We start from the raw sequence: 21,017 nt of genomic DNA, 5'->3' as shown, positions 1-21,017 counted from the left end.
AACGGTGACCGAATCGTCGAGTGCCCCCGCCACCGTCCTCGTCGTCGACGACGATGTCGACGTGCTGTCGTCGCTGCAACGCGGACTGCGCCTGTCCGGGTTCACCGTCATCACCGCATCCGACGGCGCGGAGGCGCTCGGCGTGGTGTCGCGATCGATGCCCGACGCCATCGTGCTCGACATCAACATGCCGGTACTCGACGGCGCGAGCGTGGTGACCGCGTTGCGCGCCATGGGAAACGACATCCCGATCTGCGTGCTCAGTGCCCGCAGCTCGGTGGACGATCGCATCGCCGGGCTCGAATCCGGTGCCGACGACTACCTCACCAAACCGTTCGTGCTGGCCGAGCTGGTCGCACGGATTCGCGCCATGCTGCGTCGTCGCGGCACCGGTCCGGTTGTGCCGGTTGCAGATTCGGGCGCGCCGAACTCGGCCGTCGCCATCGGAACCCTGGTGGTGGACATCCCGGGCTATCGCGTCCACCGCGGCGGAGCCGACATCGATCTGACCAAGCGCGAGTTCGAGTTGCTCGCGATTCTGGCGCGCAACAAGGGCGTCGTCCTCACGCGTGAACGACTGCTCGAGCTGGTGTGGGGCTACGACTTCGTCGCCGACACCAACGTCGTGGACGTGTTCGTCGGATATCTGCGACGCAAACTCGAGGCCGACGGGTCGCCGCGCATCCTCCACACGGTTCGCGGAGTCGGCTTCGTCGTCCGGGAGTCCGCATGAGCTTCTCTCTGCGCGCCCGCGTGGCCGCCGCCACGACCCTCGGTGCCACCCTCGTTGTCGCCGCACTCTCGGTGGTCACCTCGGTCGCTATTTCGCGCAACAACGTCAACCAGCTCGACGAGCGGCTGACGACGGCGTCTCAGGTGCTGATCCCGACCTCGACGACGCTGGAGGCGTTCCTCGATCAGCTCTCCGGCGCGTTCGCCGTCACCATTCGCAGTGGCGACATCGTCGTCGCGTCCACTCCGACACGGCTGCCCGCGCTCGAGACCGGGTCGCAGACCGTCGACGTCGACGGGCAACGCTTCCGGGTCTACACCGCTGTTTCGACCGCAGTGTCGTCCATCTCGATTTCCATCGGCGTGCCTGCCATCGAAGCGCAACAGGTCACCGACGAACAGCAGCGGCAGGTGATTCTGCTGGGACTCGCCGCGATCGCAGTGTCCACCGGCCTGGGCTGGCTCTTCGGTGGCAGAGCCGTCAAACCGTTGGTGACGTTGACCCGGCAGGTCAGCGCGCAACCACCGACCGCGCCCGAAACCCGCACCGGTGTCACCGAAGCCGATGCGCTCGCGGTCGCGATCGGCGGCATGCTGACCAGACTGAACGAAGCACAGGACCGCACCAATGCCGCGCTCGACACCGCACGCGACTTCGCGGCCGTCTCCGCTCACGAGCTGCGGACCCCACTGACTGCGATGCGCACCGACATCGAGGTGCTCAGAACTCTCGACCTCGAGCCGTCGCAGCAGCAGGAGATTCTGGGAGATCTCGAGCGGACTCAGGGTCGAGTGGAGACGACCCTGACCGCCCTGGAACGACTCGCGTCGGGCGAATTGTCCAGTGAGGGCGACAGAGTCGAGACCGACATCATCGACGTCTGCGACGTCGCAGCGCAGGATGCGCAACGACTGCATCCGGGACTCGACATACGCGTGGAGTACGCCGCCGACTCCGAGATCACGATGCGCGCACTGCCGACCGGTCTTCGGCTGGCCGTCGACAACGTGATCGGCAACGCCGTTCGACACGGCAACGCGACGTCGATCGTCATCACCGCCGAGCGCGAGGGCAAGACGGTACGTGTCCTGCTCGACGACAACGGATCCGGCGTTCCCGTCGAGGAACGCGAGACGGTGTTCGGCCGGTTCGAGCGCGGCACCCGTGCCGCCAAGGGTGGCTCCGGGCTCGGCCTGGCACTGGTGGCGCAGCAAGCCCAATTGCACGGTGGGCGGGCCTGGTTCACCGACAGCCCGCTCGGCGGTGCCCGATTGGTGCTGGAGCTGCAGGACAGCTGACGTTCGGCAGTCTTTACGCGGGAGAAACCTGCGGGCCCATCCGAGCCGTGGATCATGTACCCATGCACACGTTGTCGGATTTCTTCGTCCCCACCATCGACATCTCGCCGTACGTTCTGGGTGATGCCACCGCGGCAGGCGACGGGACTGCCCGACGCAGCGTCGCGGCGGACGTCGACTATGCCTGCAGCACAGTCGGTTTCATGCAGATTCTCGGGCACGGCATTCCCGAGGACACCGTGGCCGGACTCGCGTCGGCGATGGATTCGTTCTTCGGACTCGACCTGGCGAAGAAGCGAACCTACATCTGCCCACCCGAAGTGAATCGGGGATACACCGCTCCGAAGAGCGAATCGCTGAGCCTGAGCCTGGGAGTCGAATCGGCGTCGGGCATGAACGATTATTTCGAGGCCTTCAACGTCGGCACCGGAGAACCGAACACCTGGCCCGACTCCACGGAATTCCAGCGCGCCGTCGACGAGTATTTCGCCGAGGCAGCACGCGTGGCCCGGACGCTGACCACAGTGTTCGTCGATGCACTCGGTGTGTCACCGAATACGTTCTCCAACATCACCGGTCGATCGCTCGATACCCTGCGGATGAACAACTACGCGCTCGAACCCGGCATGCATGTGCCGGACGCCGAGCTCACCGGGATGAGCGAACACACCGACTACGGATTGGTGACGGTGCTGTGGGCCGATCGAGTGCCCGGCCTGCAGGTTCTCGGAACCGACCGACGGTGGCACGACGTGCAACCCGCCGACGGAGCCATGTTGGTGAACCTGGGAGATCTGACGGCCCGACTGACCAACGATCGCTGGATGTCGACGCTGCACCGGGTCCGTCCGCCGATCACCGACGGGACGATCCAGCGCAGGCGATCTGCCGCGTTCTTCCACGACGGCAACCTCGACGCGGTGATCGCGCCACTGCCGTCGTGCATCGAGCCCGGTGACGTGGCCCGGTACGAGCCGGTGACGGTAGCCGGGCACATTCACGCCAAGCTCGCGGGTTCCCGAGAGGGAACTGCCAATCTCGCGGCAACCCGCGAAGCCGAGCGGGTACGCAATGCCGTTGGCGGCCCTGCAGTTATTTGACGTCGAGCAGATCGATGACGAACACGAGGGTCTTGCCGGAAAGACGGTGTCCTGCACCGGCGGGACCGTAGGCGAGCTCCGGCGGAATGGTGAGCTGACGACGTCCGCCGACCTTCATTCCGGGAATGCCGTCCTGCCAGCCCTGGATCAGTCCGCGCAGCGGGAACTGGATGGACTCGCCGCGGTTCCAGGACGAGTCGAACTCTTCTCCCGAATCGAACTCGACACCGACGTAGTGCACCTCGACGGTGCCACCGGCCACTGCCTCTGCGCCGTCACCCTCGACGAGGTCGACCGTCACCAGGTCCAAGGGCGCCGGTCCGGCCTGAAATTCGATCACTGGCTTCGTCACTGAAGTCTCCTGCGGTTGATGCCGGCCCGCCGACGCCGGCTGTCTATCTCTGGGCATATACCGCTTCGACCATACGTCGTGACGCTCAGCCGATCGGAGCTGGCATCAATATCGTCTTGTATTCGCAGGTCAGAGTATTGCCGGTGGCGGGGTCGGTCATCTCGACCTTCCAGGCGTCGGAGAACTGATTCACCCCGTGGTGCATCGAGATGGTGCCCGAGATCAAAACCGTTCCACGCGAGAACAAGCCACGTTCGGTGAGCACATCGAGCCAGTACTGCGGCGCGAGAAGATCACCGAGCGTTCCGGTCTGGATGAGCGTGCCGTCGGCCCAGGCGGTCAACGTGATCTCGTCGAGTCGATCGGCTACCTCGGACAACCGCCACGCACCGGTGCCCAGCACGTCGGGAGCGGCGTTCTTGCTCCATGCGACGCTGTGAACTTCCAGGTCACGGTCGGTGTGATCGCACGCCACCGTGAGCAGCACGTCGTCGATCGAGTCGCCGAGGATCACCAGAGCCCACTCCGCCTCGCCCGAGGTGCGACCGTGTTGAACGGCGACGGAATCGGTCTGCTGCGCCAGATAAGGCGAGATGGGGTACAGCGCCGGGGTCACCGTCGGAGCCGGGACACCCAGTTCGGCCAGCTCCGCGATGTGCGACGCCACCTCGTCCTGGTTGCGTCCGGCATATCCCGCATTGAGCAGGGCGGTCACCTCGAGCGATTCGGTCGAGCCGTCGGGCAGCGTGAACGTGAGCATCAGTAAGGACCCTCTCCTCGTAAATTTTCTGTTTCCGATACGCCGAAAGCCTTGCGCATACGTTTTGTATACAGCAAGTATGGAGCACGTACAACGGATAGAGTGATCTCAGGCACACGAAGGAGTCGTCATGACCGAACCTGTTTCGGTGGATAGAAAAGGCCTGGCCAAGGCCTTCGCGGCCAGCCTGACCGGAACGGCATTGGAGTGGTACGACTTCGCCGTCTACTCGGCCGCCGCAGCGCTGGTGTTCCCCCTGGTCTTCTTCCCGGACAGCGATCCGCTGACCGGGACACTGCTGGCGTTCTCCACCTACGCCGTCGGGTACGTCGCCCGGCCGGTCGGTGGATTCGTCTTCGGGCGCCTCGGCGATGTCATCGGCCGCAAGCAACTACTCGTCATCACGCTGATGCTGATCGGCGTCACCACGTATGTCCCGCGTCGCACCCGACGTCATCTACGCACTGTTCACGGTCTTCTCGATCACCTACGGCACGCAGAAACTGGGCTTCGAGCGCAGCGAGGTACTCACCGCCATTCTGGTCGGCTCCGCCTGCCAGCTCGGCCTGATTCCGCTCGCCGGAGCCGTGTCCGATCGCATCAACCGACGCCTCGTCTACGGCGTCGCCGCTGTGGGCGGTGTGGCCTGGAGCGCCATCTTCTTCCTCGTCATCGGCGGCGGATCTCTGCCGCTGCTGATCCTGGGTGTCGTTGTGGGACTGGCGTTCCACTCGTTCATGTACGGACCGCAGGCTGCGTTCGTCACCGAACAGTTCAGCGTGCGACTGCGGTCCACCGGCAGCTCGTTGGCGTACACGATCGCCGGTGTGTTCGGTGGCGCAATGGCACCGCTGATCTTCGTCTACCTGCTGGACAGAACGGACAGCTGGGTGCCGATCGCGGGATACATCGTGATCGTCGGTGCCGTGACACTCGTCGGTCTCGCACTCGGTCGCAACCCCGACCCCACCGAGGACGAGCACTACGTGCTGCTGGGCCAGGAGCGCGAAAAGGCTACGCGCGCAGCAGAGTCTGAAGTGTGACCTCGAGGTGAGCGTCGATCTTCGCGTGCACCAGGTCCTCGTCGCCCGCACCGAGTGCGTCGATGATGGCCTGGTGCTCGGCGCACACCCGGTGCTGACGGTTCGCCGCGGTGAACAACGCGCTCAACCCGACCCGAAGCTGGCGAGCCCGCAGTCCGGCGTACGTGCGCGAGAGCAGATCGCTTCCCGCCGAATCGATCAAACTCTGATGGAACGTGCCGTCCCAGTCGATGAACTGCTTGGGTGCATCTGCGTCGTCGGAGTTCATCAGCAGTTCCTGCTGCGTCAACGCGTGCCGCATCTGCGTGATCGGCGCGTCACCGGCTCGCAGCGCACGGGTGGCCGCGTGCCGCTCGAGAACTCCGCGCAGATCCATCAGTTCGGCGATCTGGCGTCCGGACATCGCCGGCACGTGCGCGCCCCGCTTGGGCACCATCTCGACCAGACCCTCGGACTGCAACATCAGCAACGCTTCACGAACCGGGGTACGGGATACTCCGATCTGCGTCGCAAGTTCCTGCTCGTTCAGAAAAGTGCCGGTGGCGGCCGGTGAGGACAACACCTGATCGCGCACGTACCGGTACGCCTTCTCCCTCCCCGACAGCGGCTGCATACGATATGTATACCTGTCTTCCTCCGACGAAACCAGGAGTCACACCGTGAGCTCGTCCATCCGCATCAGCCTCGCCCAGATCACCAGCGGCCAACAGCCCGCCGAGAACCTCGAACTCATCGCCACCCACACCCGTGCCGCAGCGCATGCGGGATCGGATCTCGTCGTGTTTCCGGAGGCGACGATGCGATGCTTCGGCGGACCCATCCGAAAGTTCGCGCAGCCCCTGGACGGTGAATGGGCGAACGCGGTGCGCACCATAGCGTCCGACGTGGGCATCACCGTCGTCGCCGGAATGTTCACCCCCGCCGCCGACGAAAGGGTCACGAACACATTGCTCGTCACCGGGCCCGGTATCGACGCGAGCTACGACAAGATCCACCTGTTCGATGCGTTCGGATTCGCCGAATCCGACACAGTTGCACCGGGTTCGGACCCTCTCGTGGTGGACATCGCCGGCGTTCGGGTCGGCTTCGCCACCTGTTACGACATTCGATTCCCGGCACTGTTCCAGAAACTCGGTGATCTCGGCGCGGAAGTCGTCGTCGTCCCGGCGTCGTGGGGATCGGGCGACGGCAAAGTGGAGCAGTGGACCCTGCTCGCGCGGGCACGTGCCCTGGACTCGACGACGTTCGTCGCGGCCTGCGACCAAGCCGAACCCGCTGCCGCCGAGGGCAATGCACCGTTGGGCGTGGGACACAGCATCGTCTGCTCCCCCACCGGCGAGATCCTCGGGCAACTCGACGCGACGCCCGGCATGCTGACGATCGACATCCACACTGAACTCGTCGACGCCGTACGCAAAACTCTGCCGGTGTTGAAGAACCGCAAGTATTTCGACGCCTGACGGTTGCGCGAACTCGAAGTTATGGATGCCTTTCGGCCGAAATTCGTCCACAACTTCGAGTTCGCAGTTGTGCAGCCGAAAACGGCCATTTGACCTACGTAACTGCGAACTCGGCGCAGCCGGACACAACAACGCCGCCGGCTCCCCAAGGGAGTCGGCGGCGTTGTCGTGCAGCGAGATCTAGCGGGAACTGACGTCCTGGTAGGCGCGCTCGGTGTAGCCGGTGTAGATCTGGCGCGGACGGCCGATCTTGCCGGTCGTGTCCTCGTTCTGCTCGCGCCAGTGCGCGATCCAGCCCGGGAGACGGCCCATCGCGAACAGCACCGTGAACATGCGCGGCGGGAAGCCCATCGCGCGGTAGATCAAGCCGGTGTAGAAGTCCACGTTGGGGTACAGCTTGCGCTCGACGAAGTAATCGTCGGTCAGCGCGGTCTCCTCGAGCTTGAGGGCAATTTCGAGCAGTTCGTCGCCGTTGCCGAGCTTGCCGAGGATCGTGTGCGCGGTCTCCTTGACCAGCGTCGCGCGCGGGTCGAAGTTCTTGTACACACGGTGTCCGAAGCCCATGAGCTTGACGCCGTCTTCCTTGTTCTTGACGCGACGCAGGAAGTCCGTTGCGTCGCCGCCCTCGGCCTTGATCTTGTCCAGCATCTCGAGCACGGCTTGGTTGGCTCCGCCGTGCAGCGGGCCCCACAGCGCGTTGATGCCGCCGGAGATCGAGGTGAACAGGTTTGCCTGCGAGGATCCGACGAGACGCACCGTCGACGTCGAGCAGTTCTGCTCGTGATCGGCATGCAGGATGAGCAGCATGTCGAGAGCCTTGACGATCTCGGGATCGACCTCGTACGGCTCGGCCGGGAAGCCGAACGTCAGGCGCAGGAAGTTCTCGACCAGGCTCTTGGAGTTGTCCGGGTACAGGAACGGCTGACCGACGGACTTCTTGTAGGCGTACGCCGCGATGGTCGGCAGCTTGGCCAGCAAGCGGATGGTCGAGAGCTCGACCTGCTCCGGGTCGTTGGGGTCGAGCGAATCCTGGTAGTACGCCGACAGCGCGTTGACGGCACTCGACAGCACCGGCATCGGGTGCGCGTTACGCGGGAAGCCGTCGAAGAACCGCTTGAGGTCCTCGTGCAGCAGAGTGTGCCGACGGATCTTGTCGGTGAACTTCTCGAGCTGATCCTCGGACGGCAGCTCACCGTAGATCAGCAGGTAGCTGACCTCGATGAACGAAGACTTGCCCGCGAGCTGTTCGATCGGGTAACCGCGGTAGCGCAGGATGCCTGCGTCACCGTCGATGTAGGTGATGGCCGACTTGGTCGACGCGGTGTTGACGAACCCGCCGTCCAACGTCGTGTAGCCGGTGGTGGCCAGCAACTTCCCCAGCTCGATGCCGTTGTTGCCCTCGGAGGCCTCGGCAATCGACATGGAGTATTCGCCACCGGGATAGGTGAGGGTGGCTTTGGCATCATTCTCAGCGGGCACGAATGGTCCCTCTCGAACTCGTGTAACGGACACGTACTTGAAGCGGACAGTTCTAACGTCGATAGTGAAACTAGTCTCTCGACGCCTCGGACGCCCAGGGAGGGTCGGCACCGGGTCGAGAAACCGTGATCGCCGCTGCTTTCGCGGCGAACTCGAGCGCTTCTCGCCAATCTTCCTTGCTCATCTCTTTCACCGCGTTCGATGTGATAATGGTCTCCTTCTGCAGAAAGCTGAGCAGAGCTCCGTGCACGGTGTCACCAGCGCCGATCGTGTCCACGACGTCGACCGCGACACCGGGGACCGTGATTTCCTCGGATGCGGTGAAGACCGAGATGCCGTCGCCGCCGCGGGTCATGACCACCGCGGTGACCCCTGCCGCGAGCCAGTCGTCGACGGTGGTCCCCTGCGTTCCGAGGCCCAACCAGAACGAGTCGTCCTCGGACACCTTGAGAATGTCGATGCTGGGCAGCCACGAACGGAATCGGTCGCGAAACCCGTCGGCCGTGATGTCTCCGCTGGTGCTGTCGATCGCAGCGGGCCGAATGTTCGGGTCGAGCATCGTGAGCTTGCCCGCCGCCCGGGCCCGGTGCAGCAGGCCCGCGTACATCGACGCGCCGGGCTCGTACAGCAGCGACAGTGTGCCGAACGAGAGCACGCTGATCTCGTCGGGCAGATCGCCGGGATCGGCGACGAGGCGGTCGGCTGTGCCGTCGGCGTAGAACGAGTACTCGGCGCTGCCGTCCTCGGCGAGCGTGGTCATCGCCAACGTCGTCGGCTCGTCGCCGCGCTGCACCCACGTGGTGTCCACTCCCGCATCGCGCAGGCTCGCCAGGATCTGCTCACCGAACGGGTCGCGGGAGATCCGCGAGAGATACGCGACGGGCGAACCAAGTCGACCGATCGCGACGGCGACATTGAACGGTCCGCCGCCGAGTTTGGGCGAGAGCAGCGGGCCCTCGTGCACCGGAACCAGGTCGACCAACGCCTCGCCGCACACCAGAATGGTCACTTCTCGTACCTCATTCCCCAGGTGCCCGACCAGGATTGCCCCGGATCCAGCACGATCAGATCGATCTCGGAATTCAACGCATCGGGTGGGCAGGTCATCGGCTCGATCGCCAGCGCCCGCCCTCGATCGGGATAGGCCTGATCGTTGGCGGGATCGGCGGTGAACACCTGCACCCAACCGAAGCTGCTGTCGGTCCACAGCACCGTCGCGGTGCCGTCGGGACCGCGAAGAACATGGCTCGCTCGGCCGTCGGCCTCGGGTAGCGACGCGCTGAACGGGGTGTCGAGCTGCACGCCCTGCAGCGTCCGCGGCTGCCGGAAGTCGTACTCGGTATCGGCAGTCGGCACCGAATTGCCCACGGGCAGATTGCGCACCGAGTCGAGCGGCAGCCGCGTACCGGCCGAGAGCTCGAGCGTGCACTCGTCGAGCGGCACGTCTCCCACCCTGACGAACGTGTGAAAACCCATCCCGTACGGCGCGGGTGAATCACCGGTGTTCTTCGCCGACGCGGTGACGGTGAGACCGTCCGCCGACAGCTCGTGCGCCACGGTCACCGTCACCGAGAACGGCCAGCCCTGATGCGTCCCGACGTCCACGCTCTGTTCGACGCGAGAGTCGGTGTGCTCGTTCAGGGTCCACTCCACCCGCCGGACGAAACCGTGACTGGCGTTGTTGCGCGAAGGCTCGCTGATCTCCATCCGATGCTCGACGCCTTCGAACGTGAACGTTCCGTCGGCCGTCCGATTGGGCCACGGGGCCAACACCAGCCCCGCCGACAGCGGCGGCTTGGAGCCTGCCTCCCAGGTCTCGGTGAGCGGTGCGCCGTCGTACTCGAGAACCCGTAGGCCCGCCCCGTGGGCAGCGATGTCTGCCCGATACTTACCGCTCGTCAACGAGTAGGTCTGTGCGTCAGCCATGAGTGCCATTCTTTACCACCGCACCCACTCGGTATCGGATGAATGCCGGAAGAGCCAACGCGGCGATCGAGACACCGATGACGACCAGCACGCCGCCGCCCGCCGCGGCGGCCGCCGTCCCCACCGACGCCGCTGCGGCGCCGTGCAGGACGTCGCCGACGCGCGGGCCTCCGGCAACCACGACGATGAAGACACCCTGTAGCCGGCCACGCATCTCGTCGGTGGCGACCTGCTGCAGCATCGTGCTGCGGAAGGCCGCCGAGATCATGTCGGCTCCGCCGCCGAGGGCCAGGAACGCCAACGCGAACCACAGGGCGACGGTGGTGGCCCCGTCGGTGGCCGCGCCGACGGCGAGACCGAAGCCGATCATCGCCACGCCCCACACGACGATGCAGATCAGCACCGCCAGGCCTTGCCTGCGCACTCGAGGAAGCCAACCGGAGAACACTCCGCCGAGTACCGCGCCCGCGGACATCGCCGCGAACAGCATGCCCAGCACCGGCCCGCCCGACGCCGGATCGCCGAAGCTCTCGTGTGCGATCTGTGGGAACAGCGCGCGGGGCATGCCGAACACCATGGCAATGATGTCGACGACGAACGATGCCAGCAGCACCTTCTGCGTGGCGAGGTACGCGAAACCTTCGAATACCGAACGCAATCCGGCGCGCTGACCTGACGTGGCCGGCGGAATTCCCGGTAGCCGGATCACCGCCCACAGTGTCGCGAACAACGCGGTGGTGTCGATCAGATAGAGCGTCTCGAGCCCGATGTAATAGATCAGGATGCCGGCACTGAGCGGACCCGCGATGGCACCGAAGTTCATCACCGTCATGTTCAGCGAGTTCGCCGCGGGCAGCTGATCGCCGGGCAGAATTCTGGGCAGGATCGCGCTGCGCGTCGGTTGATTCACCGCGAAGAAGGCTTGCTGAACGGCCAACAGCACCAGGATGATCCACACGTTGTTCAGGTCGAGGAACGCCTGCAACCAGAACAGCGCGGAGGTACCGATCAGACCGCAGGTGGTGATCATCAACAGCGTGCGGCGGTCCATCACATCGGCCAGCGCTCCGCCCCACAGACCGAACACGATCAGCGGCACCAACGCGAAGACACCGGTCAGACCCACATAGGCCGAACTCAGCGTGATCTGGAAAACCTGTTGCGGCACAGCGACGATGGACAGCTGCGCCCCGATGACGGTGACGATGTTCGCCACCCACAGCCGCTTGTAAGCGGGGGTCCTCAGCGGAGTCGTATCGGCAAGAATGCCGCGCAATCCGCTCACGGCTGCAGACGCTCGATCACACCGCTTGCCACCGTCAGGCGAATTCGGTTGTGCATGCGGCTCGTTCGGCCCTGCCAGAATTCGACCGTCTCCGGTTCGACGCGAAAACCGCCCCAGTTCGGCGGAACCGGCACCTCGATGCCGTCGAACGTCGCGGTGACCTCGGCCAGTCGCGCAGCCAGATCCTCCCGCGAGCCGATGGGCCGCGACTGCTCGGACGCCCATGCCCCCAGCTGGGAGCCGCGGGGCCGAGTGCGCCAATAGGTTTCGGTCGTCTCGGCGTCGACCCTGACCACCGGGCCGCGAACGGTGAGCTGACGGGCAATTCCGATCCACGGGAACGTGATCGACGCATACGGCGTCGCGGTGAGCGCACGGCCCTTGTCGGAGTCGTAGTTGGTGTAGAACACCATTCCGTCCGCGTCGAAGTCCTTGCACAACACGGTGCGGGTGGCGGGTCTACCCGCACCGTCGACCGTCCCCAACACGATGGCGTTGGGCTCGGGCAGATTCGCGGCTATCGCGTCGGACAACCACTGCTGCGCCAGCGAACACCACCCGTCCGCCAGAGCATCGACGTCGAGGTCCTCGGGCTCTCCATAGTCCACCCGCATGTTCGCCAGGCGCTGTTCATCTGCAGACACAAGCCCAGACGCTACTCCCGCGTAGATCCCGGCTATGGTTCTGACGAAGTACGCCCGGATGCGGCGCAGAGCCGGGTGCAGTTGCGACGAGGGAGTCCACAGGCCATGGCTGTTCAACGAGTTCCCGAGGATTTCGTCTCCGGCCTCGAAGGTGTCGTCGCGTTCACCTCCGACATCGCCGAGCCCGACAAGGACGGTGGCGCACTGCGGTATCGCGGCGTCGACATCGAAGAACTCGTCGCTCAGAACGTCACCTTCGGTGATGCCTGGGCACTGCTCGTCGACGGCGAGTTCGGTCGAGGACTTCCACCGGCCGAACCGTTCCCTCTGCCGATCCACACCGGCGACGTGCGCGTCGACGTCCAAGCCGGACTGGCGATGCTGGCGCCCATCTGGGGCTATCAGCCGCTGCTCGACATCGACGACTCCACCGCCCGCGACAATCTCGCTCGCGCCTCGGTGATGGCTCTGTCCTACGTCGCTCAGTCCGCTCGCGGCATCTACCAGCCCGCTGTACCGCAGAGCCGCATCGATCAGGCCGCCACCGTGACCGAACGCTTCATGGTCCGCTGGAAGGGCGAACCGGATCCCGCCCACGTCGCCGCCATCGACGCATACTGGGTCTCGGCCGCCGAACACGGCATGAACGCCTCGACGTTCACTGCCCGCGTCATCGCCTCCACCGGAGCCGACGTCGCCGCCTGCCTCTCGGGTGCCATCGGTGCAATGTCCGGTCCCCTGCACGGCGGCGCGCCCGCTCGCGTCCTGCCGATGATCGAGGAGGTCGAGAGAACCGGTGACGCCCGCGCTCTCATCACCGGCATCCTGGACCGCAAAGAGAAGCTCATGGGCTTCGGGCACCGCGTCTACCGCGCCGAGGACCCCCGCGCCCGTGTTCTGCGCGCTACCGCCAAGAGACTGAACGCACCCCGCTACGAGGTTGCCGCCGCGCTCGAGCAGGCGGCGTTGACCGAACTGCGTGAGCGCCGCCCCGACCGCGCCATCGAGACCAACGTCGAGTTCTGGGCCGCGGTGATCCTCGACTTCGCCGAGGTGCCGGCGCACATGATGCCCGCGATGTTCACCTGTGGACGTACCGCGGGCTGGTGCGCGCACATCCTGGAGCAGAAGCGCCTGGGCAAGCTCGTCCGACCGGCTGCCCTCTACACCGGCCCTGAACCCCGCAGCCCCGAGTCCGTCGACGGCTGGGACCTGATCCGGTAGTCGACGGTGTCATGACACCCGACTAGCCTGTGGAGGCCATATTCCATCGACGCTAGGACGCGCTACTCCATGGCCGATTTGCCGATCATTCCCGCCGATCTCCTGCCCGCCGACGGACGCTTCGGTTGCGGCCCGTCCAAGGTTCGCCCCGAGCAGCTGCAGTCCCTGGTCGACGTCGGCGCTTCCGTGTTCGGCACCAGCCACCGTCAGAAGCCCGTCAAGGACGTCGTCGGACGCGTGCGCAGTGGCCTGAAGGATCTGTTCTCGCTGCCCGAGGGCTACGAGGTCGTCCTCGGCAACGGTGGCACCACCGCGTTCTGGGACGCTGCTGCCTTCGGCCTCATCCGCGAGAAGTCGCTGCACCTGACCAACGGCGAGTTCAGCTCGAAGTTCGCCTCGGTGGCCAAGAACAACCCGTTCATCGGTGATCCCATCGTCGTCAAGGCCGAGCCGGGCAGCGCGCCCGAGCCCACCTCCGACCCGTCCGTCGACCTCATCGGTTGGGCGCACAACGAGACGTCGACGGGCGTGGCCATCCCGGTCAGCCGTCCGGCCGGCTCCGAGAACGCCCTCATCGCGATCGACGCCACCTCCGGTGCGGGCGGTCTGCCGGTGAACGTCGCCGACTCGGACGTCTACTACTTCGCGCCGCAGAAGTGCTTCGCCGCCGACGGTGGCCTGTGGGTGGCGCTGATGAGCCCGGCCGCACTCGAGCGCGTCAGCGAGATCGCTGCCACGGATCGATGGGTCCCGGATTTCCTGTCGCTGCCGATCGCCGTCGACAACAGCAGCAAGAACCAGACGTACAACACCCCGGCCGTGGCGACACTGCTGATGTTCGCGGACCAGATCGAGTGGCTCAACGCGCAGGGCGGCCTCGATTGGGCCACCAAGCGCACCGCCGATTCGTCCTCACGTCTGTACGACTGGGCCGAGAAGAGCGAATTCGCAACGCCGTTCGTGACGAACCCGGATCACCGCAGCCAGGTCGTCGGCACCATCGACTTCGACGAGAAGGTCGACGCAGCCCAGGTTGCGAAGATCCTGCGCGCCAACGGCGTCGTCGACACCGAGCCGTACCGCAAGCTCGGCCGCAACCAGCTGCGCGTCGGCATGTTCCCGGCCATCGAGCCGGACGACATCACCGCACTGACCAAAAGCATCGACTGGGTCGTGTCGACTCTGAGCTGATCAGCAGGGCAGGAGTGGAGCCTGCGGAACGACCATTCCCAGCAAGCTCACAGCTACGGCGCTCCCTTCGCGGCCTACACTTGCTATCAAGTAAGCAAGCGTAACGACCTCGGAGGGAGCGCTCGTATGTACAGGCTCCTGACATTCGCTCTGCGCACTCGCGTGACCCTGCTGTACATCGCTCTTGCGGTGGCGGGCACCGTCGCACTGGGCCGGATCGGCCCGCACGATCGCTGGCACGTGCTGCACGCGGCGAGTACCAATCTGCACAATCTGGGCGACGGCCACCTCGCGACCCTCGTCACGAGCGTCTTTCTCACCGAAGGACGGGTGAACTGGTTGTGGTTGGCGGCGGTCGCACTGCTGTTCGCCGTCGCCGAATGGATCTCCGGTTGGCGACGCTTTCTCGTCACCTTCAGCGCGGGACACATCGGTGCGACGGCACTGGTGGCCGTCGGCCTGCTCATCGGCATTCACAACGACTGGCTCGCGGACTCACTGGCGATGGCCGTCGACGTCGGTGTCAGTTACGCAGCAGCAGCGGTAGCGGGGTCGATGATCAGATACCTGCCGATGCCGTGGTGTGCGGGCTGGGCCGCACTGTGGATCGGCGTCGTCACGATCAGTGGGGTATCGGACCCGACCTTCACTGCCGTCGGGCACGCGATTGCCCTGAGCATCGGCTTCGGCCTGGGCGCACTGTACCGTCGCTTCGATGCATCGACGTTGTCCCACAGGACAATTGACGCAACATCGACCGAATGGGTGCAGCCGAGCCCGCAGCTGTCTACCCTCTGATAGGGAAACGATCGTCGGCAGAAGCGATGCGTGTCGGACACCCGCCGAATACGGCAGGTGAACTAGGCTCGAATTCGACGGTATCGCGAGCCGGCGCGATGAGGAGGTCAAGGTGCGGGACTTACGTGTGGTGGGTCTCGAGGCCGACGGAAAGTTCGTCGTGTGCGCAGATCCCAAGACCGGCGACAGATTCCGGCTTCCAGCCGACGACAAGCTCCGCGCGGCCTCACGCGGCGACATCGCTCGACTAGGACAGATTGAGATCGAAATGGACAGCTTGCTTCGGCCCAAGGAAATTCAGGCCCGTATCCGCAGCGGAGCGACCATCGAACAGGTTGCCGCCGACTCCGGAATGGCCATCAGTCGCGTCGAGGTGTTCGCTCACCCGGTGTTGCTCGAACGCTCGCAGGCCGCGTCGATGGCTCAGGCCGGTCATCCGCTGCGCCACGACGGCCCGGCCGTGCAGACCCTGCTCGAGATCGTCACCCTCGCTTTCCGCGCTCGCGGCCACAATCTCGACGACGCGGCGTGGGACGCCTGGCGCGACGAGGACAACAAGTGGGTCGCGCAGCTCAAGTGGCAGGCGGGCCGCACCACCAACAAGGCGCACTGGCAGTTCCTGCCCGACGGCCACGGCGGCACCATCAGCCCGCTCGACGACACTGCTCACGAGCTGATCGATCCGGACTTCGGACGCCAACTGCGCGGTCTGGCACCGGTTCGCGCACTGACGTCCGCCGAGGACTCCGACGACGAGACCTCGCAGCAGAGCTTCGACGAGTACTACGGCACCACCGCCGACAGCGAGATCGACGCCGAGACCATCGAGGTCGAGGTGGACGATGCGCCCACTCCCGAGTCCGAACAGCCGCGCGAGACGGTGACCAGGGAGCCCAGGCCCGCACCCAAGCCTGCCGCCGGTCACACCAGCGGCAAGGACAAGCGCGGCAAGCCGGCCATGCCATCGTGGGAGGACGTCCTGCTCGGCGTTCGCAGCAGCGGTCACAACTGAGTTCTGCTGTGACCGATGTGCCGCGCGGTGCAGAACCGCCGACGCTCACACCGTAGGCTTCCCAGGAAGTAACGGAGAGAGAGGTGCCGGTAGTGGGGGCCAAAGCATCAACCATCTGGTACGTGGACGCACCGGATCCCATTTCTGTACTCCGAGAGGCCACCACCTCGGATTGGAGCGCTGCGACCGCACTCGTCGGACGTCTGTACCCCCACCTGACGGCAGTGCCCCTCGGACAGGGCCCGATATCGACCTCGGCAGGCGTGGACGACGATCACGTCTTCATCGGTTGCTACCCCGGCGTCACCGTGGTCTGCGGATCGAATCTCGCGGTGCCCACACCGTCGACGCTTCCCGAATCCTTCACTCGCCCGCTGGCGTCCGAGCACACCTACCTCGTCGCCTCGGATCCCCAACACGCCTGGGGTGCGTTCGCGTACTGGGAACGCGGCGAATTCCGCCGATCCTTCAGTGCCACTCCGGTGTACATCTACGAGGACGCAGGCCTGCCACTGGTGTGGGAGCGATCGTTCTGGGCCGGTGAGCATCCGCTGATCTATCCGCCCGGAGTGATGCCGGATCCGCAGTCGCTGCCGTTCCACCCTCAGGAATTCGCCGAGGCAGCCAACGCCGAGTGGCTCGGATTCCGCTACACCGGCGCACCACACGCGGACGAATTCGATCCGAACACGCTGCCGGTCTGCGGCTTCACGATGTACGTCCCGGGGCAGGAACCACCGCCACCGAACCAGCAGAACCGAAGCTCGAACGGCCGTGGCGCACAGGAACCGATGCCCGACGCCCCCGACGAGCAGGCACCGCGACCGAAGAAGCGTTGGTTCTCGCGCAAATAGTGGCTCGGGTGGGCACAGTTGCACGCAACCACCGCTGATCGACGGGATTCCGCCGAATGTCGCCGGTAGTGCGCAACTGTGCCCGCTGTCGGAGACCGACTGAGAAGACGACTGCTAGAACGCCAGCGCCGCCAGTGCCACGAAGCTCAGCATGGAACCGATACCGGCTCCGTACACGGCCCAGCGCCACACCGGTATCGCGAGCCATCGCATGACCGTCGGTGCCGCACCCGCGACGACGATGATGTTCAGACCGATCGCGAGCAGCGGGTGAATTCTGGCCAGTTCCAGACCGAAGGTCGTCAGTGCCACACCGACGAGCGCCGCCGAGATCACGGCGATCGGGATTCCGGTCCAGCGGACGTCCGGGTCGTGGTCGGTCACGTGAGGCGCACGCGTTCGTAGAACCCCATCGCGGCGGCGGTCGCAACATTGAGTGAGTCGGTGCCGGGAGCCATCGGAATGCGCGCGCGAATGTCCGTGGCGCGCATGGCATGTTCGGTCAGACCCGGCCCCTCCGCGCCGAGCAACAACGCCACCTTCTCCCCCGTCATCGCCGCCGCCAGCGACACCGCCGTGGGATTGGGCGTGAGCGAGATCAGCTGAAAGCCGTGTGCGCGAACGCGATCGAGGCCGCGCGGCCACTCGGGCACCTTGACGAACGGCACCCGCAGCACATGCCCCATCGATACCCGCACCGACCGTCGATAGAGCGGATCCGCGCACGCGGCCCCGAACAGCACGGCATCCACGCCCAAGCCGGCCGCGTTACGGAACATCGACCCGAGATTCTCGTGATCGTTGACGCCCTCGAGAATCGCCACCGTCTTCGCGTCGGCCAACACCTCGTCGAGATCGAGTGCAGGCGGCCTGTTCGCCGCCGCCAGCACACCACGATTGAGATGGAATCCGACGACCTCGGCCATCACCTCCGCGGACGTCCGATAGAACGGGACGTCGGAATCCGCCAGATCGTCGCGCAACGCGTCGAGCCGTCGATCCACGCCCAGCAGGCTGATCATCGGGAAGCGCGAGGTCAGCAGTCGCTGCGCAACCAACACACCCTCGGCGATCACCAATCCCTTGCCCTCGGGCAGGTCGGGCCGCCGATCCGACGAGTTGAGATCGCGAAAATCGTCCAGCCGGGGGTCGGAGGGGTCGTCGACATCGATTACATGAACCACCCGCTCATCTTGTCACCCGGCATTTCTCGCAGTCCGTCGGCGAAGGCTTCCCTCTGTATGGCAGTTTTTTCGGGTCGTTCCGCGGGCTCCACTCCTGTATGGAAAAGTAAAGAGCGATGACTACCGACGAATCGATCACCATCCGCACCGCCACCGACGACGACTGGGATGCCGTCGCGCTGCTCGACGCACACGCATTCGGCGAGCACCAGAACGCCGAGGACCTGGCCGAGACGCAGATCCTGACCCAGTCCGAGCACGTGTACCTGGCGTGGGACGGCGAGACCCCGGTGGGTGTGGCCATGCATTTCCCGATGTCGGTCACCGTTCCCGGTGGTGCGCAGGTCGAGGCGTCCGGAGTCTCCTGGGTGTCGGTTGCGCCGACGCATCGTCGACGCGGCATCCTGCGATCGATGTTCACCCAGCAGCACCGCGCTCTGAAGGACGCGGGCGCACCGCTGTCCCTGCTCACCGCCAGCGAGGCGACGATCTACGGACGCTTCGGCTACGGGCCGATAACCGAGGAGATCAGCGTCTCGATCGACCGTCGATTCGCGCAGTTCCGCAAGGATGCTCCCCCGGCGACCGGTGTGCGGCTGATCGAATCCGCCGAGGCCGCCGAACTGCTCCCCGACATCTACCACCGCTGGCAGCAGCAGACCGCAGGCGCGCAGCCCAAGCCGCCGATCCGCTGGGAGCGGTTCTTCGCCGACCGAGAGAACCGACGCGGCGGACTGACGGCTCTGTTCTTCATCGTCCATCCCGACGGTTACGTCGCCTACCGACGCGGACGCAACCCGAGCCGGGTGGTGGTACAGGAATTCATCGCGGTGACCGATGCCGCCTACGCCGCGCTGTGGCAGATCCTCGTCGGGGTCGACCTGGTCGACACCATCGAGGTGCAACAGTCACGAGACGAAGCCCTGCCGTTCCTGCTGACCAACAACCGACTGCCGAAGGTCACCGGACACCACGACGCACTGTGGGGCCGCATCATGCACGTCGAGGCAGCGCTCGAGGCACGCACCTACGCTCTCGACACCTCGTTGATCATCGCTGTGCGAGATCCCTTCCTCGATGCGGGCGGTACCTATTCGCTCACCGTGACCGACGGCCGAGCCACCTGCACCCGGGTGGAATCCGAACCGGACATCGAACTCGACATCGACGTGCTCGCGAGCATCTACTTCGGCACCCATCGCGCCCGCTTGTTCGCCGCGGCCAACCGCCTCACCGCACGCAACGACGCGTCACTGCACGCATTGGACCTGACGTTCGGAACCGCGCGCCCGGCCGTCATGGGTTGGGGTTTCTAGACCTACCTGTTCGGCGCATCGAGTGCGGTGGCCGAGCCGCCGTGCATCCAGAGCGCCGCGCCCAGGGTCACCGACAGCAGCACCGTCACGTAGGCGATGAACTCGACACTGCCGCCACCGCTGGTGGCGTGATAGATCAGCGGTGCCGTACCTCCGAAGAGGGAGTTCGCCACGGCGTAACCGAAGCCGACACCCAGCGCACGAATGTGCGCTGGGAACACTTCGGCCTTGGCGATGCCGTTCACCGACAGGTAGCACGTGAGGACGAAAAACGCGCACACCAGGATGACGAAGACCGCCGGCGGTGACGTCACTTTCGTGGTGGCCAGCACCAGCACTCCGGTCGCCGGTATCCCCAGTACCCCGAATACGACGAGGAGCGGCTTTCTTCCGATGCGGTCGCTCAGTGCGCCGCCGACCGGCTGCAGCACCATCAACACCACGAAAGCGGCGAACACGAGACCGGTCGCAACGAGCTCTCCTCTGGCACCGTCCGCAGCGAAGAACGTCTCGCGAACGACAGAGGGCACCGTGACGCTGTACGTGTAGAACGCGGCACTCCCGCCTGCGGTCAACAAGAACACCCAGACGAGCGGACGCCAGTGATCGCGGAACAGCGCCCTCATCGTGGCGTCTCGGTCCGCGCTCGGTGCTCCCGGTTCACGAGGCGCACGATCGAGTCCGCGAGCCCACCACAACGAGGCGAGGCCCGCCGCGCCTCCCGCGGCGAAGGCGAGGCGAAAGCCCCATTCGGAGATCGCCGCGCGGTCCGTGCTCGCGAGGAGTACGAGCAGACATGCCTGCGCGAGCACGAGGCCGCCGACGATGGTCGCGGCCTGGAAGGAGGCGAAGAACCCCCGATGCCCTCGCGTGCCCGATTCGGAAAGCAGCACCGTCGCCGCCGCGTACTCGCCGCCGGTTGCGATGCCCTGGACGATGCTCACGACGGCGAGGATCACCGCGGCCCAGGCCCCGATCGCGTGGACGGTGGGAGTCAGTGCCAGAGCGACCGATCCGGCCGACATCAGCGTGACCGCAGCGACGAGCGCGAACTGTCGGCCTCGCACGTCCGCGAGCCTGCCGAACAGCCACGACCCGAGCGGCCGCACGACGAAGGTCAACGCGAAGAGTCCGTAGACGTACACGAGTGAATTGGTCGAAGCCGGATCGAAGAACTCGGTCCGAAAGTACGGCGCGAACGTCGCGTAGAGGTACAGGTTGAACCACTGCACCAGGTTCGGTACCGAACCCGCCAGAATGACGCGTACCTGCGTACGACGGTCGGGGCTCACCGGCTCGGTGCGATTCACGTGCTGAAAATACCCGAACTCCCGGCATACCGGGCGCTGTCGAGAGCA

General features: G+C 65.5%; 22 protein-coding genes and 1 pseudogene. 12 read left to right on the top strand and 11 right to left on the bottom strand.

All coding sequences use genetic code 11. The annotated features are described in order from the left end of the window. The first annotated feature begins 4 nt into the window (after positions 1-4). The 3 genes from QM615_RS18805 to QM615_RS18795 all read left to right on the top strand — a co-directional run bounded on the left by QM615_RS18805 (position 5) and on the right by QM615_RS18795 (position 3,131). Positions 5-733, top strand: a complete 729-nt coding sequence (locus QM615_RS18805; RefSeq protein WP_283347736.1) for a response regulator transcription factor — start codon at positions 5-7, stop codon at positions 731-733. Next, positions 730-2,031, top strand: coding sequence for a sensor histidine kinase (locus QM615_RS18800; protein WP_283347735.1), 1,302 nt, complete (start codon positions 730-732; stop codon positions 2,029-2,031). The genes QM615_RS18805 and QM615_RS18800 overlap by 4 nt, the downstream gene beginning before the upstream one ends. Before the next feature lie 62 nt (positions 2,032-2,093). Beyond that, the gene (locus QM615_RS18795; protein ID WP_283347734.1) at positions 2,094-3,131 is read left to right on the top strand and encodes an isopenicillin N synthase family dioxygenase; all 1,038 of its coding nucleotides are present in this window, start codon (positions 2,094-2,096) and stop codon (positions 3,129-3,131) included. Here the strand turns inward: QM615_RS18795 and QM615_RS18790 are convergent. Beyond that, on the bottom strand, positions 3,124-3,483 hold the full coding sequence (locus tag QM615_RS18790; RefSeq protein WP_032377394.1) for an FKBP-type peptidyl-prolyl cis-trans isomerase: 360 nt from the start codon (positions 3,481-3,483) through the stop codon (positions 3,124-3,126). The genes QM615_RS18795 and QM615_RS18790 overlap by 8 nt on opposite strands. An 85-nt stretch (positions 3,484-3,568) precedes the next feature. Further along, a complete protein-coding gene (locus QM615_RS18785) occupies positions 3,569-4,243 on the bottom strand; it encodes a DUF2848 domain-containing protein (RefSeq protein ID WP_283347733.1) in 675 nt (224 codons plus the stop codon). Positions 4,244-4,373: 130 nt separating this feature from the next. On the opposite strand from QM615_RS18785, the pseudogene QM615_RS18780 reads away from it, so the two are divergent. After that, positions 4,374-4,601: pseudogene (locus QM615_RS18780) on the top strand (MFS transporter); the annotation flags it as partial. A 73-nt stretch (positions 4,602-4,674) separates the two neighbouring features. After that, entirely contained in the window at positions 4,675-5,286 is a 612-nt protein-coding gene (locus QM615_RS18775) for an MFS transporter (RefSeq protein ID WP_283347732.1), read from the top strand. Here QM615_RS18775 and QM615_RS18770 read toward each other — a convergent pair. After that, positions 5,258-5,899 (bottom strand): GntR family transcriptional regulator, encoded by a 642-nt coding sequence (locus QM615_RS18770; protein WP_283347731.1) that lies wholly within the window; start codon positions 5,897-5,899, stop codon positions 5,258-5,260. The genes QM615_RS18775 and QM615_RS18770 overlap by 29 nt on opposite strands. Before the next feature lie 46 nt (positions 5,900-5,945). Here QM615_RS18770 and QM615_RS18765 point away from each other — a divergent pair, with 46 nt between their 5' ends. Then, positions 5,946-6,746 (top strand): carbon-nitrogen hydrolase family protein, encoded by an 801-nt coding sequence (locus QM615_RS18765; RefSeq protein WP_269594836.1) that lies wholly within the window; start codon positions 5,946-5,948, stop codon positions 6,744-6,746. Between the two features lie 180 nt (positions 6,747-6,926). On the opposite strand, the gene QM615_RS18760 is transcribed toward QM615_RS18765, so the two are convergent. The 5 genes from QM615_RS18760 to pdxH all read right to left on the bottom strand — a co-directional run bounded on the left by QM615_RS18760 (position 6,927) and on the right by pdxH (position 12,050). Beyond that, on the bottom strand, positions 6,927-8,225 hold the full coding sequence (locus tag QM615_RS18760) for a citrate synthase (protein ID WP_269594835.1): 1,299 nt from the start codon (positions 8,223-8,225) through the stop codon (positions 6,927-6,929). 70 nt (positions 8,226-8,295) lie between these two features. Beyond that, positions 8,296-9,234 (bottom strand): carbohydrate kinase family protein, encoded by a 939-nt coding sequence (locus QM615_RS18755; protein ID WP_068047796.1) that lies wholly within the window; start codon positions 9,232-9,234, stop codon positions 8,296-8,298. Then, the gene (locus QM615_RS18750; protein WP_269594834.1) at positions 9,231-10,160 is read right to left on the bottom strand and encodes an aldose 1-epimerase family protein; all 930 of its coding nucleotides are present in this window, start codon (positions 10,158-10,160) and stop codon (positions 9,231-9,233) included. Before QM615_RS18750 ends, QM615_RS18755 begins: the two co-directional genes overlap by 4 nt. After that, positions 10,144-11,436, bottom strand: coding sequence for an MFS transporter (locus tag QM615_RS18745; protein ID WP_283347730.1), 1,293 nt, complete (start codon positions 11,434-11,436; stop codon positions 10,144-10,146). Before QM615_RS18745 ends, QM615_RS18750 begins: the two co-directional genes overlap by 17 nt. Next, positions 11,433-12,050 (bottom strand): pyridoxamine 5'-phosphate oxidase, encoded by a 618-nt coding sequence (pdxH, locus tag QM615_RS18740; RefSeq protein WP_269594866.1) that lies wholly within the window; start codon positions 12,048-12,050, stop codon positions 11,433-11,435. Before pdxH ends, QM615_RS18745 begins: the two co-directional genes overlap by 4 nt. A 135-nt stretch (positions 12,051-12,185) precedes the next feature. Here pdxH and QM615_RS18735 point away from each other — a divergent pair, with 135 nt between their 5' ends. From QM615_RS18735 to QM615_RS18715, 5 genes are all read left to right on the top strand, one after another. After that, a complete protein-coding gene (locus tag QM615_RS18735) occupies positions 12,186-13,304 on the top strand; it encodes a citrate synthase 2 (RefSeq protein ID WP_269594832.1) in 1,119 nt (372 codons plus the stop codon). A 69-nt stretch (positions 13,305-13,373) separates the two neighbouring features. Then, the gene (serC, locus tag QM615_RS18730) at positions 13,374-14,495 is read left to right on the top strand and encodes a phosphoserine transaminase (RefSeq protein ID WP_149405047.1); all 1,122 of its coding nucleotides are present in this window, start codon (positions 13,374-13,376) and stop codon (positions 14,493-14,495) included. 126 nt (positions 14,496-14,621) lie between these two features. Beyond that, positions 14,622-15,293, top strand: a complete 672-nt coding sequence (locus QM615_RS18725) for a rhomboid-like protein (RefSeq protein WP_149405046.1) — start codon at positions 14,622-14,624, stop codon at positions 15,291-15,293. A gap of 112 nt (positions 15,294-15,405) precedes the next feature. Then, positions 15,406-16,305, top strand: a complete 900-nt coding sequence (sepH, locus tag QM615_RS18720; RefSeq protein WP_149405045.1) for a septation protein SepH — start codon at positions 15,406-15,408, stop codon at positions 16,303-16,305. A 92-nt stretch (positions 16,306-16,397) separates the two neighbouring features. Then, complete coding sequence (locus QM615_RS18715; RefSeq protein WP_149405588.1) at positions 16,398-17,159, top strand: DUF6928 family protein; 762 nt, start codon at positions 16,398-16,400, stop codon at positions 17,157-17,159. A 114-nt stretch (positions 17,160-17,273) separates the two neighbouring features. On the opposite strand, the gene QM615_RS18710 is transcribed toward QM615_RS18715, so the two are convergent. After that, positions 17,274-17,543 (bottom strand): DUF2537 domain-containing protein, encoded by a 270-nt coding sequence (locus tag QM615_RS18710; RefSeq protein WP_068047820.1) that lies wholly within the window; start codon positions 17,541-17,543, stop codon positions 17,274-17,276. Then, entirely contained in the window at positions 17,540-18,343 is an 804-nt protein-coding gene (locus QM615_RS18705; RefSeq protein WP_149405044.1) for a TrmH family RNA methyltransferase, read from the bottom strand. The genes QM615_RS18710 and QM615_RS18705 overlap by 4 nt, the downstream gene beginning before the upstream one ends. Before the next feature lie 116 nt (positions 18,344-18,459). Between QM615_RS18705 and QM615_RS18700 the strand changes: the two genes are divergently transcribed. Continuing rightward, positions 18,460-19,659 carry a GNAT family N-acetyltransferase gene (locus QM615_RS18700; RefSeq protein ID WP_149405043.1) on the top strand — a complete coding sequence of 400 codons (1,200 nt, stop codon included), beginning with the start codon at positions 18,460-18,462 and terminating at the stop codon, positions 19,657-19,659. Positions 19,660-19,661: 2 nt separating this feature from the next. Here QM615_RS18700 and QM615_RS18695 read toward each other — a convergent pair whose 3' ends face one another. After that, complete coding sequence (locus QM615_RS18695) at positions 19,662-20,969, bottom strand: MFS transporter (RefSeq protein ID WP_188078533.1); 1,308 nt, start codon at positions 20,967-20,969, stop codon at positions 19,662-19,664. Positions 20,970-21,017 lie beyond the last annotated feature (48 nt).

It is taken from the genome of Rhodococcus sp. IEGM 1341 (assembly GCF_030056895.1).
Taxonomy (GTDB): Bacteria; Actinomycetota; Actinomycetes; order Mycobacteriales; family Mycobacteriaceae; genus Rhodococcoides.
This window is presented reverse-complemented; position numbering and strand designations above follow the sequence as displayed.

Excerpts from the sequence above, each read along its gene's own strand:
- QM615_RS18785 (WP_283347733.1), bottom strand. The coding sequence starts at position 4,243 with ATGCTCACGTTCACGCTGCCCGACGGCTCGACCGAATCGCTCGAGGTG.
- QM615_RS18725 (WP_149405046.1), top strand. The coding sequence starts at position 14,622 with ATGTACAGGCTCCTGACATTCGCTCTGCGCACTCGCGTGACCCTGCTG.
- serC (WP_149405047.1), top strand. The coding sequence starts at position 13,374 with ATGGCCGATTTGCCGATCATTCCCGCCGATCTCCTGCCCGCCGACGGA.
- QM615_RS18795 (WP_283347734.1), top strand. The coding sequence starts at position 2,094 with ATGCACACGTTGTCGGATTTCTTCGTCCCCACCATCGACATCTCGCCG.
- QM615_RS18770 (WP_283347731.1), bottom strand. The coding sequence starts at position 5,899 with ATGCAGCCGCTGTCGGGGAGGGAGAAGGCGTACCGGTACGTGCGCGAT.
- QM615_RS18700 (WP_149405043.1), top strand. The coding sequence starts at position 18,460 with ATGACTACCGACGAATCGATCACCATCCGCACCGCCACCGACGACGAC.
- QM615_RS18775 (WP_283347732.1), top strand. The coding sequence starts at position 4,675 with ATGTCCCGCGTCGCACCCGACGTCATCTACGCACTGTTCACGGTCTTC.
- QM615_RS18750 (WP_269594834.1), bottom strand. The coding sequence starts at position 10,160 with ATGGCACTCATGGCTGACGCACAGACCTACTCGTTGACGAGCGGTAAG.
- QM615_RS18735 (WP_269594832.1), top strand. The coding sequence starts at position 12,186 with ATGGCTGTTCAACGAGTTCCCGAGGATTTCGTCTCCGGCCTCGAAGGT.
- QM615_RS18800 (WP_283347735.1), top strand. The coding sequence starts at position 730 with ATGAGCTTCTCTCTGCGCGCCCGCGTGGCCGCCGCCACGACCCTCGGT.
- pdxH (WP_269594866.1), bottom strand. The coding sequence starts at position 12,050 with ATGCGGGTGGACTATGGAGAGCCCGAGGACCTCGACGTCGATGCTCTG.